We start from the raw sequence: 13,989 nt of genomic DNA, 5'->3' as shown, positions 1-13,989 counted from the left end.
CAGAAGCCCCTTACCGCTCTGACAAGGGACATCTATGACCACCAGCCCCCCGGACGTACTCGACAGCTCCCCCGACGCCCAGAACGAAACCGCCTCCCGAGCCCAGGAATCCCCCGTCGCATCGGCGACGCTCGGCGATGAGAAGCGCGGCTCGGTGGAGCAGATCGCGCTGCTGGCCTTCATCGTCGTTCCCTTCATCGCCCTGCTCGCAGCCGTGCCGCTGATGTGGGGCTGGGGTGTGAGCTGGCTGGACCTCGGCCTGCTCACGGCGATGTATTTCATCGGCTGCCACGGCATCACGATCGGCTTCCACCGCTACTTCACGCACGGCTCCTTCAAGGCGAAGCGGCCGCTTCGCATCGCGCTCGCGGTCCTGGGCTCCCTGGCCGTGGAAGGGCCGGTGGTGCGCTGGGTCGCCGACCACCGCAAGCACCACAAGTACTCCGACGCCGAGGGCGACCCCCACTCGCCTTGGCGCTACGGCGAGACCGTCCCCGCCCTGATGAAGGGCCTGTGGTGGGCGCACGTCGGCTGGATGTTCGACGAGGAGCAGACCCCGCAGCAGAAGTACGCACCCGACCTGATCAAGGACCCGGCGATCCGGGCCGTCTCCCGGCAGTTCGTGCTGTGGACGACGACTTCGCTGCTGCTTCCCGCCGTCATCGGTGGCCTGGCCACGATGTCCTGGCAGGGTGCGCTCACGGCGTTCTTCTGGGGCTCGCTGGTGCGTGTGGCGCTGCTGCACCACGTCACCTGGTCCATCAACTCCATCTGCCACGCGGTGGGCAAGCGGCCCTTCAAGTCCCGCGACAAGTCCGGCAACGTGTGGTGGCTGGCGATCCTCTCCTGCGGTGAGTCGTGGCACAACCTGCACCACGCTGACCCGACGAGCGCCCGTCACGGCGTGGAGAAGGGCCAGCTCGACTCGAGCGCGCGCATCATCCGCTGGATGGAGCTGGCGGGCTGGGCGTACGACGTGCGCTGGCCGGTCCGCTCCCGTATCGACTCCCGCCGCAAGGAGACGTCCCGCCAAGCGGCATGATGGACCCTGTGCCGACCGATGACAGCTCCGCCGGTCCCCCGAGAGCGACCAGGGCCGCCAAGAAGGAGAAGCGCGCCGCCCGTCGCCGGATGAGCGGCAAGGAACGCCGAGAACAGCTCCTCGACATCGGACGTGCCCTCTTCGCCGAACGCGGCTTCGAGGGCACGTCCGTGGAGGAGATCGCGGCCAAGGCGGGCGTCTCCAAGCCCGTGGTGTACGAGCACTTCGGCGGCAAGGAAGGTCTCTACGCCGTCGTCATCGACCGTGAGATGCGGCAGCTCCTGGACATGGTGACGGGTGCCCTCACAGGAGGGCACCCGAGGGAGCTGCTGGAGCAGGCGGCGTTCGCGCTGCTGGACTACATCGACGTCTATACGGACGGCTTCCGCATCCTCGTCCGCGATTCGCCCGTCGCGCAGTCGACGGGCAATTTCGCCTCGCTGATCAGCGACATCGCCACACAGGTCGAGGACATCCTGGGCCGCGAGTTCAAGTCCCGCGGCTTCGACCCGAAGCTCTCGCCGCTGTACGCGCAGGCCCTGGTCGGGATGGTCGCGCTGACGGGGCAGTGGTGGCTGAACGTCCGCAAGCCGAAGAAGGCCGAGGTCGCCGCGCATCTGGTGAACCTGGCCTGGCACGGATTGGACGGACTCGAGGCGAAACCGCGTCTCATAGGTCACAGACGCAGCTGACGCGCCGGGCCAGGTCAGGCCGGGCCAGGACCCGGTGGCCGCCCTGCGACGGGATCAGGTCGTGGCGAAGTCGTCGAGGGCGGTGCGGATCTCGCCGCCCATCGCGTCACTGCCCAGATGTCCGGCGTCCTCCACGACGACGAGACGGGAGCCGGGCCAGGCGCGCGCCAGCTCCCACGCGGTGCCGAGGGGCCCGCCCAGGTCGAAGCGCCCGTGGATGAGCACGCCAGGGATTCCGGCCAGGCGCCCCGCGTCCCGTATCAGCTGCCCCTCTTCCAGCCAGGCGCCGTGCGAGAAGTAGTGCGCGGCGATGCGGACGAGGGCGTGACGGGCGGCGGACGGACGGTCCCCGAACGGCTTCGAGGGCGCGCTCGGGGACGGCTCCATGGACAGGACCGTGTCCTCCCAGGCGCACCACTCGTCGGCGGCCGCGGCGCGGACCACGGGGTCCGGGTGCTCCATGCGCCGCGCGTACGCCGCGAGGACCCCGGGGAGGCCGGCGTCGGGGTCGGCCTCCGGCACCGCCTCGCGGAAGCGGTGCCACTCCTCCGGGAAGAACCGGCCGGCACCGCGGTAGAGCCAGTCGATCTCGGAGCGCCGTGTGGTGGTGACGGCGGGAATGACGATCTCGGAGACGCGGTCCGGGTGCTGCTGCGCGTAGGCGAGGATCAGCGTGGAGCCCCAGGAACCGCCGAAGAGCAACCACCGCTGGATCCGCAGATGTTGACGCAGCAGTTCCATGTCGGCGATGAGATGGCCGGTGGTGTTGCAGCTCAGGTCCGCCGACGGATCGGCGGCGTGCGGGGTGCTGCGTCCGCATCCGCGCTGGTCGAAGAGGACGACCTTGTAGCGGTCGGGGTCGAAGCGGCGCCGTACGAGCGTGCCGCATCCCGATCCGGGGCCACCGTGCACGACGAGCGCGGGCTTGCCGTCCGGGTTTCCGCATACCTCCCAGTGGATGCGGTGGCCGTCGCCGACGTCGAGCATGCCCTCGTCGTAGGGCTCGACGGGCGGGTGAAGTGCGGACATCGTCTCGGTCACCCTCTTCTGTCATGGGGAGACCGCACGATGCCGGGCCTGGACCGCAGCGGCAACTGCATTGCGGGCAGGCGCTGTTGAGCTGCGCGTTCCGGACGTCACACCCCGAGCGCCGGCTCCAGGAACTCCAGCCGGTTGCCCGCCGGGTCGTGGGAGTAGAAGCGGCGGTGGCCGGGGAGGTCGTCGTCCCAGAGGACGGACGCGCCGGCGTCGGTGAGGCGTGCGGCCAGGGCCGTGAGGCCGCGCACGCGGATGCCGGGATGGGCCTTCAGCGCGGGACGGAAGTCCTCCTCGATCCCCAGGTGCAGCACGACGGAGCCCGCCGAGAACCAGCAGCCGCCGCGTGCGGCGAGCACCGGGGGCTTGGGGATCTCCGTCATCCCGAGCGTGCCCGCGTAGTACGCGCGCAGGGCGTCCTCCGAGCCCGGTGGCGCGGCGAGCTGCACATGGTCCAGGGAGTCGATCTCCGCGGGCATCCGTGCGGCTCCGGGTGCGGCATCCGCGGCGAGGTCCGGGGAGGGGCCCGCCGCGGGATCCGCCGCCGGGTCCGTCATCGCTTCACCGCGACGACGAAGATGCGGCGGAAGGGGAAGACGGTCCCGCGTGAAGGGTCCCCTCCTAGCGGCGGATAGGCCTCTCGCAGCAGCTGCCCGTACTCGGCGAGGAAGGCCTGCTGCGCCTCGGGGTCGTCGGCCAGCAGCGTCAGGACGGGACGCAGCGCCGTGCCCTTGACCCAGTCCAGGACGGGGTCCTCGCCGTTGAGCAGCTGCGCGTACGTCGTCTCCCACGCGTCGACGTCGCAGCCCAGCGGTTCCAGCTCGGCCAGGTATTCAGCGGGGCCGCGGACGGAGCCGCCGCGCGCCTCCGAGCCCAGACGTCCGCGCCAGCGCGGCGAGTTGCGCAGTTCCAGCAGCAGGGTGTGGCTGGGGGCGTCGAAGTTGCCGGGGACCTGGAAGGCGAACACACCGCCGGGCGGCAGGGCGCTGATCCACGTCGGGAAGAAGCCGGTGCCGGCCGCCGCTCCGTCCTCGGGCGCGGGCGGGAGAGGGCCGGGTCCGGCCCCGTTCGGGTGTGCCTGGGCCCCGCCCGGGCGTGCCGCGTCACCCCCGTCCGGGAGGACCCGGCCCTGCACCTCGTGAGGGAGAACCCAGCTCTTACCCGCGGAAGGGAGAACCCATTGCAGAGCCGCGTTGGAGAAGATCAGGTCGAAGCGTTCGCCGCGGGCGGGGCGCCAGGTGGAGAGGTCGGCGTGGGTGAATTCGAGGCTCCCGCCGGCGGACGTCCTCCCGGCGTAAGCGCGGGCCTCGTGCAGCATGGCCGGGGAGTTGTCGTAGCCGGTGATGTGCGCGCCGGGCCAGCGGTCGGCAAGCATCACGGACGGGCCGCCGGGCCCGCAGCCCAGGTCGGCGATGCGCGGGGCCTCGTCGTCCGGCAGTGCGGGCACGCGGGCGAGCAGGTCGGTGATCGGGCGGTTGCGGTGCCCGGAGTGCCGTGCGTACTGATGCGGGTCCCAGACAGGTGACGTCATGGTGGCAGCCTCCAACGAAAGTATCTCGATGTCAAGAGACTTCATGTCGACACAACTACTACACTGATCACATGGAGGACGAGGTCGACCGACTGGTGGCAGCCTGGCGCCGAGAGCGCCCGGACCTCGACGTGGAGCCGTTGGAGGTGCTGAGCCGCGTCAGCAGACTCGCGCGTCACCTCGACCGCGCGCGCAGAATCGCCTTCTCCGAACACAACCTGGAGCCCTGGGAGTTCGACGTCCTCACGGCCCTGCGCCGGGCGGGCACGCCGTACCAGCTCTCGCCCGGGCAGCTCCTCACTCAGACGCTCGTGACCTCGGGGACGATGACGAACCGCATCGACCGGCTCGCCAAGAAGGGGCTCGTCGAGCGTCTCCCCGACCCCAGTGACCGGCGGGGCGTGCTGGTGCGGCTGACGGTTGACGGCCGCGACCGGGCCGACAGCGCCCTCGCAGGTCTCCTCTACCAGGAGCGCGCCATCCTCGCCGAGCTGTCCTCCGCGCAGCGGGCCGAACTGGGCTCCCTGCTGCGCAGGTTGACCGCCCCCTTCGACAACATCCCCGGCTGAGGGCGCCAGCCGTACGGCGCGGATGCGCACCCTGGAAGCACGTGGTGGCCACCGGCACGGGTATCGAATCGGCCGACCCCTGGCAACGTCCCTGAACCCGGTTGCCCGCAGCCGTCGTTCGCGGAGCGGCTCGTCCCGGCGGAACGAACTCACCGCCAGGGAGGACGGGACGAACTCACCGCCAGGGAGGAACTGTCGCCCCGGCGCCTCGCCCGCCGGGATGCCCCGCTGCGTCGGACCCGTCGCAGCCCGTAGCATCCGTGCATGGGCGGACGTCATTCGGAACGATTCGCGGGACGTACCGTCCTGATCACCGGTGGTGGTGCGGGTATCGGCGCCGCGACGGCTCACAGGCTGGCCGATGAGGGCGCCGCGGTCGTCATTCTCGACAGCGACGAGGAGGACGGTCACCGCACGGCGCGCGAGATCACCGCATCCGGCGCACGCGCGGCGTTCGTACTCGGAGACGTCACCGACGAACCCGCCTGGGCCAGGGCCCTGCGCACGGCGCACGAGGGGTTCGGCCCCGTCGACGGGCTGGTCAGCAACGCCGGGCTGATGCTGCCGGGACCGGCCGGTGAGCTCTCCCTCTCCGACTGGCAGTGGCAGTTGGGCGTCAACCTCACCGGTGCCTTCCTCGGCTTACGGGCCTGCCTGGAGGATCTGCGCTCACGCCGTGGATCCGTCGTACTGACCTCGTCCGTGCAGGCCCTCGTCGGTCTGCGGGAGCGGCCGGCGTACGCGGCAGCCAAGGCGGGACTGACGGGGCTCGGCCGGCAACTGGCCGTCGACTACGGTCCGGAGATCCGCGTCAACAGCGTGCTGCCCGGGCCGATCGTGACCGGCGCCTGGGAGGGCACGAGCGAGGAGGACGCCCGGCGGACGGCCGAGCAGACGGTCGCGGGCCGCTACGGGCACCCCGAAGAGGTGGCCGCCGTCATCGCCTTCCTGCTCTCCGACGACGCGTCATACGTGACGGGCACGAACCTCGTCGTGGACGGCGGTTGGAGCGTGTACAAGACCTCGCTCTGACGCGCTGCGCACGAGCCGCCCGGTCCGGCAGGCCGCCGACCCCGGCATCGGCTCAGCGTGCGGCGCTGCTCGGCTCCAGGTCGACGGGGCCGACCCCCGCCCTGCGGGCCAGCGCGACCGCGGCAAGGGTCGAGTGGACTCCGAGCTTGCCCAGCACGTTCTGCATGTGCGTGCGGACCGTGTGCGGCGAGAGATACAGCCGCTCGGCGACAGCCTTGCGGCCGAGTCCGGCGACCATGCAGCGCAGCACCTCGCGCTCCCTCGGCGTCAGCGACTCCACGAGGCGCTCGCTCTCGGTGCGGTGCTTGCGAGAGGCCGTCAGTTCCTTGAGCACGCCCGTCAGAAGCGCGGGCGGCAGATGCGTTTCGTCTTTGAGCACTCCGCGGATGACCTGGAGGAGCCGGGAGAGCGAACAGTCCTTGGCGACCCAGCCGCCGGCGCCGGCCTGCAGTGCCGAGGCGGCCTGCCTCGGGTCGTCCCGCTCGGCGAGCACCACGCTGCGCACGTCGGGGTGTTCGCTGCGCACGCGGCCGACGAGTGGAATGCCACCGGGGCCCGACTCGGAAGACGCCGCATTGCCACCGGACGGACGTGCACCGCCACCGGTGGCCGAACTGTTCGCCGCGGCCGACCCGTTGAGGGTGCCGTCACGCGGAACCACGGCCGAGACCCGGTCGGCCCCGTTCGCGGCGACGGCTGCCGGACCCGGGGCAGCCGCACCACCCGCCCCGGCGCCCGAAGCCGCGGCAAGGCCGCCGGCAGGCGACGACAGGTCCGCGTCCACGAGCATCACGTCGAAGCGCCGCCCGTCGGCGGCGCCCCGTTCAAGACAGCGCAGCGCCGCCTGGACGCTGCCGGCGGCGGCGACCTCCACGTCCTGCTCGGCCGCAAGCGCAGCGGCCAGGGACTCTGCGAAGATCCGGTGGTCGTCGACCACCAGCACACGGATACGTTGCATGTCGCCCCCTGGCAGTGCCGGTACCGTCACCCCCGCGGCGAAGGGAAGAGATGCATGTGCTGGGGGAATCTCCTCGCCCCGCTGGGCCCCCTCCGACATCGAAGCCGTGGAGAGGACACCGCCACGCCCGTGCCTGCCCAACCCGGCATACCTGCCCGGCGTGGCCTGCCCGGCCGCCCGCCCCCTGACTGGCACCGGCCCCCACCGGTGCGATGCATACGACTCAGGGTAAGCCCGGGGGATGACAACGGAAACCGATTGGCGAAACTGCTTGGCCATGGCGTGAACTGAGGGACATGTTCCGTATCGAGACACAGGCCGACGAGCGAAGACGCCACCAGGTTCATCAAGGCCTCCGCGAAACCAACTCCCGCAGATCACCCATGATGCGAGATCTGCGCGGAACACCTGCGGATTCCGAAGTGCCCGTCGAGGTCTACGCGTTCGAGGGCGAAGAACTCGCCGGCGGACTCGTCGGCAACGCCTGGGCGCACTGGCTGCACATCGAACTGCTGTGGGTGGCCGAGCAGTTGCGCGGTTCGGGTCTGGGCTCCCGGCTCATCGCCGCCGCGGAGGAGAAGGCCCGCGAGGAACACGGCTGCACGGGTTCACGCGTGGAGACCTTCGGATTCCAGGCCCCCGGCTTCTACTCGAAGATGGGCTACACCCTCGTCGGAACGGTCGAGGACTACCCGCCCGGGTCAGCCGACCATCTCTTCGTCAAGCGTCTGTGACCCGCCGCGCGCCGGGACCGGGCACCGCCTCGAAGACTCGTGGCTCGCGGTGGCCGGCCTCCGCGAAGGCCTCGCCGACCGCCTTGGACACGGAATCCGCATCCCCGGCCCGTACGAGCACGATCGCCGAACCGCCGAATCCGCCGCCGGTCATGCGGGCGCCCAGCGCGCCGCTCGCGTTCGACGCCTCGACGACCAGGTCGAGTTCGGCGCAGGAGACACCGAAATCGTCGCGCAACGAGGCGTGCCCCTCGGTCAGTACGGGCCCGATGGCGTGCGTCTCGCCCGCGTCGAGGAGGCCGATGGTGCGCTCGACGCGCTCGTTCTCGGTGACGACGTGCCGCACCAGCGGACGCAGCGCCTCGTCCCCGATGCGTTCGAGCGCGGCCGGAAGCTCCCCGTACGGGACCTCACGCAGACTGCCGACGCCCAGTGCCGCGGCGCCCGCCTCACATCCGGCTCGGCGTTCGGCGTAGGCGCCGTCACCCAGCGCGTGCTTGACGCGGGTGTCGACGACCAGCAGCCGCAGGCCCTGCGCGGCGAGGTCGAAGGGGACCTGCCTGCTGCTCAGGTCGCGGGTGTCCAGGTACAGCGCGTGCCCGGAGGTGCAGCAGGCCGAGGCCATCTGGTCCATGACGCCGCACGGGACGCCGACGAAGTCGTTCTCCGCGCGCCGGCACAGCTCGGCGAGGCGGGCTGCCGGGATGTCCAGCCCGTACAGGTCGCTCAGGGCCAGGGCCGTGGCGACCTCCAGGGCCGCGGACGAGGACAGCCCTGCCCCGGTCGGCACGCTGCTCTCGAAGTGCAGGTCGGCTCCGCCGACCCGGTGTCCGGCGGCGCGCAGCGCCCACGCCACGCCCGCCGGGTAGGCGGCCCAGCCGCCGCGGTCGCCGCCCATGGCACCCTGCGGGGCGAGTCCGTCCACGGAAAGCTCGGTGACACCACCCGGTGCGTCGGCCGAGTGCAGCCTCAGTACGCCGTCGTCGCGGCGGGCGGCCTCCACGCGGCAGGTGTGCGGGAGGGCGAGCGGCATGACCAGGCCGTCGTTGTAGTCGGTGTGTTCACCGATCAGGTTGACCCGGCCCGGCGCCGCCCACACACCCCCGGGCGCCGCCCCGTACACCGCGCGGAAGCCGTCCGTCATGAAGTACCGGCCTGCCCGGTGTACCGCTGGGTGAAGTCCCAGGCGTCGTCGACGATTTCGGCGAGGTCCGTGCGCGAGGGGTGCCATCCCAGGCTGTTGATCGCGCGCTCCGCGGACGCCACGAGCGCGGCCGGGTCGCCCTCACGGCGGGGCGCCGGCGTCTCGGGCACGGGGTGGCCGGTCACCTTGCGCACGGTCTCGATGACCTCGCGCACGGAGAATCCGTTGCCGTTGCCGAGGTTGCAGATCAGATGTGTGCCGGGCGGCACCTCTCCGGGCCCGGACTCCCCGGAGTCTCCACCGGTCATGGCCGTCATGGCGAGCAGGTGTGCCTCGGCGAGGTCCGCGACGTGGATGTAGTCGCGTACGCAGGTGCCGTCGGGCGTCGGATAGTCGTCGCCGAACACTGAGACGGCTTCGCGGCGGCCCTGGGCGACCTGGAGCACGATCGGGATCAGGTGCGACTCGGGGTCGTGCCGCTCGCCGTAACGCCCGTACGCGCCTGCGACGTTGAAGTAGCGCAGCGACACGGCGGCGAGGCCGTGCGCACGGCATTCGCCGCTGATCATGTGGTCGACGGCGAGCTTCGAGGCACCGTAGGGGTTCGTCGGCGCCTCGAACGCGTCCTCGGTGATCGGCGTCCTCAGCGGCTCGCCGTAGGTGGCCGCCGTCGAGGAGAAGACGAGCCGGCGCACGCCCGCCTCGCGCATGGCGCCCAGCAGCTCGATGCTGCCGCCGACGTTGTTCCGCCAGTACTTGGCAGGGTCCTGGACGGACTCGCCGACCTGCGAGTGGGCAGCGAAGTGCAGCACACCGTCGTAGGAGGCGTCGAGCACACGGCCGGCGTCCTGCACGCGCCCCTCGACGAACTCGGCGCCCTCGGGGACGGCCTCGCGGAAGCCGGTGGAGAGGTCGTCGAGCACGGTGACGGAGTGCCCCGCCTCCAGCAGGTGCGCGGCGACGACGCTTCCGACGTATCCCGCACCCCCTGTGACCAGGTACTTACCGGAGTTCGGTGCGGGGTTCGCTCCCCGTTGGCTGGCGGTCACTGGCTACCTCTCGCAGTCGCTCGGCCGCGCGCTCCGGCGGCACATCATTGATGAACACGTTCATCCCGGATTCGGAACCCGCGAGAAACTTCAGTTTGCCGGAAGTCCGTCGGATGGTGAAAAGCTCAAGGTGGAGCGCGAAGTCCTCGCGGGTCACGGACACCGCTTCACCGTCCGCCCGTGCACCGTGCTGCCGCCCGCTCGCGGGCAGATTGAACGGCGCCTGATGCCAGGCGGCTATGTAGGGGGTGGGCGGCTCGTCCGGGCCGAAGAGGCGGTCGAAGCGGCGCAGGACCTCCAGATACAGGGCGGGGAAGTCGGCCCTCGCCTCCTCGCTCAGTGCGAGCAGGTCCGGCACCCGTTCCCTGGGGTAGAGGTGCACCTCGTACGGCCAGTGCGCGGCGTGCGGCACGAAGGCGACCCAGTGGGCGCTCTCGCACACCACGCGCCGGGTGTCGGCCAGTTCGGCGGCGACGACGTCGTCGAAGAGGTTGCGTCCGCCGGTGGCGGCGGCGTGCCGGGCGAGGGAGCCGAGCATGCGCTCCGTGCGGGGCGTGGTGAAGGGGTAGGCGTAGATCTGGCCGTGCGGATGCTGGAGGGTCACGCCGATCTCCTCGCCGCGGTTCTCGAAGCAGAAGACCTGCTCGACACCGGGACGCTGGGAGAGTTCGGCGGTGCGGTCCGTCCAGACATCCAGCACCAGCCGGGCCTGTTCGTCCGTGAGGGAAGCGAACGAGGCGTGGTGGTCGGGGGTGAAGCAGACGACCTCGCATCGCCCGGCGCCGGGCCGCTGCGCCATCAGGCCGTGCGGCCCGGCCGCGGCCCCGGGGCCGGGGCCTCCGGTGAAGGAGGGGAACCGGTTCTCGAACACGGCGACGTCGTAGCCGGGTTCGGGGATCTCGCTGAGCCGGCCGTCGCGGGTGGGGCACAGCGGGCAGGCGTCCGCGGGCGGGTGGTAGGTGCGCTCCTGCCGGTGCGCGGTGACGGCGGTCCACTCCGAGAGCAGCGGGTCGTAGCGGATCTCGGAGGCCGTCGACGTGGCGCCGAGCGGGCGCTGGTCCACGGCGTCGCGCACCGTGTCGTCACGCAGGTCGTAGTAGATGATCTCGCGGCCGTCGGCGAGCCGGTTCGAGGTCTTCTTCAAGGGGGCCACTCCTCACCGTCCAGCCGAACCTCATCGCCAACATAATCGCACACAAGAAATCAGAGACCAACAGAAGACCAACAGACCTGGACGGCAACGGCCGTTCGCGGGCAGGCGCATACGGTACACATGCGACATTCGGAGATTCAGAGCATGCCGCTGGGACACCGGTGGGATCCCCCGGTGTGTGGAAGGCAGTTCGCCACGGTGCGGGCGGGCGGGCCTATTGCTCCTCGTCGGAGAGCGGCTCGTACGCCCGCTCCAGCAGCCCCGTGCGGGCCGCCAGCGCCGCCGCCTCCAGCCGGGAGCCGACGCCCAGCTTCATCAGGACGCGCTGCACGTGCGTACGGGCGGTGCTGGGCGCTATCCGCATGCCCGTGGCGATCAGCCGGGTGTCCTCCCCCTCGGCCACCCGCATCAGCACCTCCACCTCGCGGCGCGTGAGGAGCTGGAGGAGACGAGCACCCTCGTCGTCGGGTTCGGGTTCCGGGTTGAGCAAGTCCGCGAAGGACTCCTGCAGCAGCTGCGGCGAGACCGCCGCGTCCCCCGCCCGGGCCTTCATCATGGCGCGCTCGACGCCTTCGATGCGCTCGTCGTGCCGCACGTAGCCGGACGCGCCGGCGGCGAAGGCGGAGGCCACTCCGCGCGGGCTGGGCACAGGGCCCAGCACCACCACCGCTATCTGCGGCTTCTCGCGCTTGATCCGCACGACCGGGTCGAACGCGCCGGGCTCGGCCGGAGAGGCCGTCCCCAGCAGACAGACTTCGGGCGCCCTGCTCAGCACCAGATCCGCCGCACCCGCGCTCGGAGCGGCGGCAGCCAGCACCCGGTGGCCGCGCAGTTTCAGCGCCGAGGCGAGCGCCTCGGCGAGCAGTCTGTGATCGTCAACCACCATGAGCCGGACGCTCATGCGCAACAACCCCCCACGCCGCACCCTGCGGCCGCACCCTCAGGACCCCTGGGGCCCGGGCGGCCCGGGCGGCCCGGGGGCGCAAGGGAACAGCCCCTCCTGTGCTCCCGGAAGCTACACGTTCGCCCGCCGTTCCGGGCCGCTTCGGGGGGAGAAGTGGGAGGAACGGCGGACGAACGGTGATCAGTCCCCCTCGGACTCCGGCCCGGGTGGCGGTCACCCGGCGAAGCCGTGGGGAGACGCGGGAGGCAGCGCCCTACAGGTCATTGGGCTCCGAAGCCGATGCCGAGGTACTTGCCGTAACTGGTGCTGCTGCGCTTCGAGATCAGCGTCTGGTGGAGGAAGAGACGCCCGTTCTGGTAGATCGGCGGTTCCCTCAGGCTGATGCCGCCGAGGTTGTTCTCGTCCTCCGCGCTGTCGTCGGGGTGACGCATGTACAGCTCCTGCTTCCCCTGCGCGCCGGGGTCGACGGCGACGACCTGTCCGCCCGCGTCATAGGTCGGCTTCTTGTACGCGATGAGCTTGCCGTCCAGCATGCGCACGGGGACGATGGTCCGCTTCTCACCGGCGTCCGACTTCCACTTGGGGCTGCCGCTGTTGATGTCGAAGGCGATGATCTCGTTCGTGGAGGCGGAGTCGCCCTGGTGCCTCGCCGAGGGGAGATAGACGTAGTCGTCGTCCACGACGATGGAGGTGCACGACTCGACGCCGGTGCTGCACCCCGGCTCGTACTTGTTGTCGCCGAGCGAGATCTTGGCCTTGAGCTTCTCGTCGTCCCCGATCGTCATGACGTCGGTGGCGGTGCTGGAGCCCGCTCCGACCGCGATGACGACGGGGTCCGCGGAGACGATGCGGGCGGTCTGCACGCCCTTGGGAACGTCGAACTCCCAATTCGCCTCGCCCGTCTTCGGGTTGAGCTTCTGCACCTTCAGCTTCGGGTCGCCGTAGCTGCCGCACTGCACGACCGCCATGAGCTCTTCGCCGCCCGCGAAGCCCTCGTCCTCGCAGCCGCCGCCGCTCTGGGACTTCCACAGCGGGGTGCCGCCGGACATCTTGTACGCCACCGAGCCGCCGATCCACTTGGCCGCGACGACGTTCTTGCCGATGGCCATATTCATGCCCAGCGTGACGGCGCTCTCGCTGCTGGGCATCGTCTCCTGCCAGAGCTTCTTGCCCTTGTCCAGGTCGATGACGGCCATCTGATTGCACTTGGCGCGGGAGGACTTGGTCTCGGCCGTGATGACCGCGGCCTTCCCGTCGTCGGTGGACTGCCGGGCGGCGGCGCAGATCTGACCGTCGAGCGAGATCTTCCAGGCCTGCTTCCCGCTGGCCGCGTCCATGCCGATGATGCCGTTGAGGGTGCTCTTGGCGAAGATCTTGTCGGTGGCCCAGGCGCCGGTGACGCTCGCGGTCTCATCTTCCGAGAGCTTCGGCGAGGGGATCTTGAACAGTTCCCTGCCCTCCGTGGAGGCCGGCTTGTCGCCGCCGGGGTCGTTCGTTCCGGTCTTCGGGTCCTGCCGGGCCTCCGTGCCGTCGTCCTTGTTCACCAGGAAGATACCGATGGTGACGACCGCGACGACGATCGCGACCGCTGCCGCGACGATGGCGATGACCTTGCCGTTTCCGCTGCCTCCCGGGGCACCGGGACCGCCGGGCCCGTAGCCCGGCGCCGTCGGGTACATGCCCGGGCCCTGACCGTAGGGCTGGCCGGGATGCTGCTGGTAGCCGTAGCCGTATCCGGCACCCTGCGGCGGCTGTTGGGGGAATCCGTAGCCGCCTCCGCCCCCGGGCGGCTGCTGCGGGTAGCCGTAGCCACCGGCGGCCGGAGGCTGCGGCGGCGGGGCTCCGAAACCGCCGGACGGCGGCTGCTGCGGATAGCCGTAGCCACCCGCGGGCGGCTGCGGCGGCGCACCGAAGCCGCCGGAGGGGGGCTGTGCGGGCTGCTGGGGCGTCTCACCCTGGGACGGGGACGCCTGCTGAGCTCCCGGCTCCTTCTTCTCCAGGTTCGGAGTCTCTTCGGGCTTTTCGGGGTCGGGTGAGTCCCCTCTGGAGGGCTGACCGGGGGGCGGAGGCGGCTGCGACATGAGCGATTCCCTCGTTGACGATCAGACCGGACGTCCACCCCTCAAACCCCCGTAGGGCGGAGCGA

At 70.9% G+C, this 13,989-nt stretch carries 14 protein-coding genes; 5 read left to right on the top strand and 9 right to left on the bottom strand.

Annotated elements, in window-relative coordinates; translation table 11 throughout:
* Positions 1-34 precede the first annotated feature (34 nt).
* Positions 35-1,042 (top strand): acyl-CoA desaturase, encoded by a 1,008-nt coding sequence (locus tag G4Z16_RS20955; protein ID WP_197352247.1) that lies wholly within the window; start codon positions 35-37, stop codon positions 1,040-1,042.
* Positions 1,039-1,734 carry a TetR/AcrR family transcriptional regulator gene (locus G4Z16_RS20950; protein WP_197352246.1) on the top strand — a complete coding sequence of 232 codons (696 nt, stop codon included), beginning with the start codon at positions 1,039-1,041 and terminating at the stop codon, positions 1,732-1,734. The genes G4Z16_RS20955 and G4Z16_RS20950 overlap by 4 nt, the downstream gene beginning before the upstream one ends.
* A 54-nt stretch (positions 1,735-1,788) precedes the next feature.
* Here the strand turns inward: G4Z16_RS20950 and pip are convergent, their stop codons facing one another.
* The 3 genes from pip to G4Z16_RS20935 form a co-directional block, all read right to left on the bottom strand.
* Positions 1,789-2,763, bottom strand: a complete 975-nt coding sequence (pip, locus tag G4Z16_RS20945) for a prolyl aminopeptidase (RefSeq protein ID WP_197352245.1) — start codon at positions 2,761-2,763, stop codon at positions 1,789-1,791.
* Positions 2,764-2,870: 107 nt separating this feature from the next.
* The gene (locus G4Z16_RS20940) at positions 2,871-3,248 is read right to left on the bottom strand and encodes a VOC family protein (protein WP_197354800.1); all 378 of its coding nucleotides are present in this window, start codon (positions 3,246-3,248) and stop codon (positions 2,871-2,873) included.
* A 74-nt stretch (positions 3,249-3,322) separates the two neighbouring features.
* Positions 3,323-4,300 carry a methyltransferase domain-containing protein gene (locus tag G4Z16_RS20935; RefSeq protein ID WP_197352244.1) on the bottom strand — a complete coding sequence of 326 codons (978 nt, stop codon included), beginning with the start codon at positions 4,298-4,300 and terminating at the stop codon, positions 3,323-3,325.
* A 71-nt stretch (positions 4,301-4,371) separates the two neighbouring features.
* Between G4Z16_RS20935 and G4Z16_RS20930 the strand changes: the two genes are divergently transcribed.
* Together G4Z16_RS20930 and G4Z16_RS20925 are read left to right on the top strand one after the other, a co-directional pair.
* Positions 4,372-4,869, top strand: a complete 498-nt coding sequence (locus G4Z16_RS20930) for a MarR family winged helix-turn-helix transcriptional regulator (RefSeq protein WP_197352243.1) — start codon at positions 4,372-4,374, stop codon at positions 4,867-4,869.
* Between the two features lie 264 nt (positions 4,870-5,133).
* Positions 5,134-5,901, top strand: coding sequence for an SDR family NAD(P)-dependent oxidoreductase (locus tag G4Z16_RS20925; RefSeq protein ID WP_197352242.1), 768 nt, complete (start codon positions 5,134-5,136; stop codon positions 5,899-5,901).
* Between the two features lie 52 nt (positions 5,902-5,953).
* Here G4Z16_RS20925 and G4Z16_RS20920 read toward each other — a convergent pair whose 3' ends face one another.
* Positions 5,954-6,859 (bottom strand): response regulator transcription factor, encoded by a 906-nt coding sequence (locus G4Z16_RS20920; protein ID WP_197352241.1) that lies wholly within the window; start codon positions 6,857-6,859, stop codon positions 5,954-5,956.
* Between the two features lie 296 nt (positions 6,860-7,155).
* Here G4Z16_RS20920 and G4Z16_RS20915 point away from each other — a divergent pair, with 296 nt between their 5' ends.
* Positions 7,156-7,593: a GNAT family N-acetyltransferase gene (locus tag G4Z16_RS20915; RefSeq protein WP_197352240.1), complete on the top strand. Its 438-nt coding sequence runs from the start codon at positions 7,156-7,158 to the stop codon at positions 7,591-7,593.
* Here the strand turns inward: G4Z16_RS20915 and galK are convergent.
* The 5 genes from galK to G4Z16_RS20890 form a co-directional block, all read right to left on the bottom strand.
* Positions 7,580-8,737, bottom strand: coding sequence for a galactokinase (galK, locus tag G4Z16_RS20910; RefSeq protein WP_197352239.1), 1,158 nt, complete (start codon positions 8,735-8,737; stop codon positions 7,580-7,582). The genes G4Z16_RS20915 and galK overlap by 14 nt on opposite strands.
* Positions 8,734-9,786 carry a UDP-glucose 4-epimerase GalE gene (gene galE / locus G4Z16_RS20905; RefSeq protein WP_197352238.1) on the bottom strand — a complete coding sequence of 351 codons (1,053 nt, stop codon included), beginning with the start codon at positions 9,784-9,786 and terminating at the stop codon, positions 8,734-8,736. Before galE ends, galK begins: the two co-directional genes overlap by 4 nt.
* On the bottom strand, positions 9,740-10,930 hold the full coding sequence (gene galT / locus G4Z16_RS20900; protein ID WP_197352237.1) for a galactose-1-phosphate uridylyltransferase: 1,191 nt from the start codon (positions 10,928-10,930) through the stop codon (positions 9,740-9,742). The genes galE and galT overlap by 47 nt, the downstream gene beginning before the upstream one ends.
* A gap of 223 nt (positions 10,931-11,153) precedes the next feature.
* A complete protein-coding gene (locus G4Z16_RS20895) occupies positions 11,154-11,840 on the bottom strand; it encodes a response regulator transcription factor (RefSeq protein WP_197352236.1) in 687 nt (228 codons plus the stop codon).
* Positions 11,841-12,103: 263 nt separating this feature from the next.
* On the bottom strand, positions 12,104-13,924 hold the full coding sequence (locus G4Z16_RS20890) for an outer membrane protein assembly factor BamB family protein (protein ID WP_197352235.1): 1,821 nt from the start codon (positions 13,922-13,924) through the stop codon (positions 12,104-12,106).
* Between the last annotated feature and the right edge of the window lie 65 nt (positions 13,925-13,989).

Source organism: Streptomyces bathyalis, from assembly GCF_015910445.1.
Lineage (GTDB): Bacteria > Actinomycetota > Actinomycetes > Streptomycetales > Streptomycetaceae > Streptomyces > Streptomyces bathyalis.
This window is presented reverse-complemented; position numbering and strand designations above follow the sequence as displayed.

Excerpts from the sequence above, each read along its gene's own strand:
- G4Z16_RS20955 (WP_197352247.1), top strand. The coding sequence starts at position 35 with ATGACCACCAGCCCCCCGGACGTACTCGACAGCTCCCCCGACGCCCAG.
- G4Z16_RS20950 (WP_197352246.1), top strand. The coding sequence starts at position 1,039 with ATGATGGACCCTGTGCCGACCGATGACAGCTCCGCCGGTCCCCCGAGA.
- pip (WP_197352245.1), bottom strand. The coding sequence starts at position 2,763 with ATGTCCGCACTTCACCCGCCCGTCGAGCCCTACGACGAGGGCATGCTC.
- G4Z16_RS20940 (WP_197354800.1), bottom strand. The coding sequence starts at position 3,248 with ATGCCCGCGGAGATCGACTCCCTGGACCATGTGCAGCTCGCCGCGCCA.
- G4Z16_RS20935 (WP_197352244.1), bottom strand. The coding sequence starts at position 4,300 with ATGACGTCACCTGTCTGGGACCCGCATCAGTACGCACGGCACTCCGGG.
- G4Z16_RS20930 (WP_197352243.1), top strand. The coding sequence starts at position 4,372 with ATGGAGGACGAGGTCGACCGACTGGTGGCAGCCTGGCGCCGAGAGCGC.
- G4Z16_RS20925 (WP_197352242.1), top strand. The coding sequence starts at position 5,134 with ATGGGCGGACGTCATTCGGAACGATTCGCGGGACGTACCGTCCTGATC.
- G4Z16_RS20920 (WP_197352241.1), bottom strand. The coding sequence starts at position 6,859 with ATGCAACGTATCCGTGTGCTGGTGGTCGACGACCACCGGATCTTCGCA.
- G4Z16_RS20915 (WP_197352240.1), top strand. The coding sequence starts at position 7,156 with ATGTTCCGTATCGAGACACAGGCCGACGAGCGAAGACGCCACCAGGTT.
- galK (WP_197352239.1), bottom strand. The coding sequence starts at position 8,737 with ATGACGGACGGCTTCCGCGCGGTGTACGGGGCGGCGCCCGGGGGTGTG.
- G4Z16_RS20895 (WP_197352236.1), bottom strand. The coding sequence starts at position 11,840 with ATGAGCGTCCGGCTCATGGTGGTTGACGATCACAGACTGCTCGCCGAG.
- G4Z16_RS20890 (WP_197352235.1), bottom strand. The coding sequence starts at position 13,924 with ATGTCGCAGCCGCCTCCGCCCCCCGGTCAGCCCTCCAGAGGGGACTCA.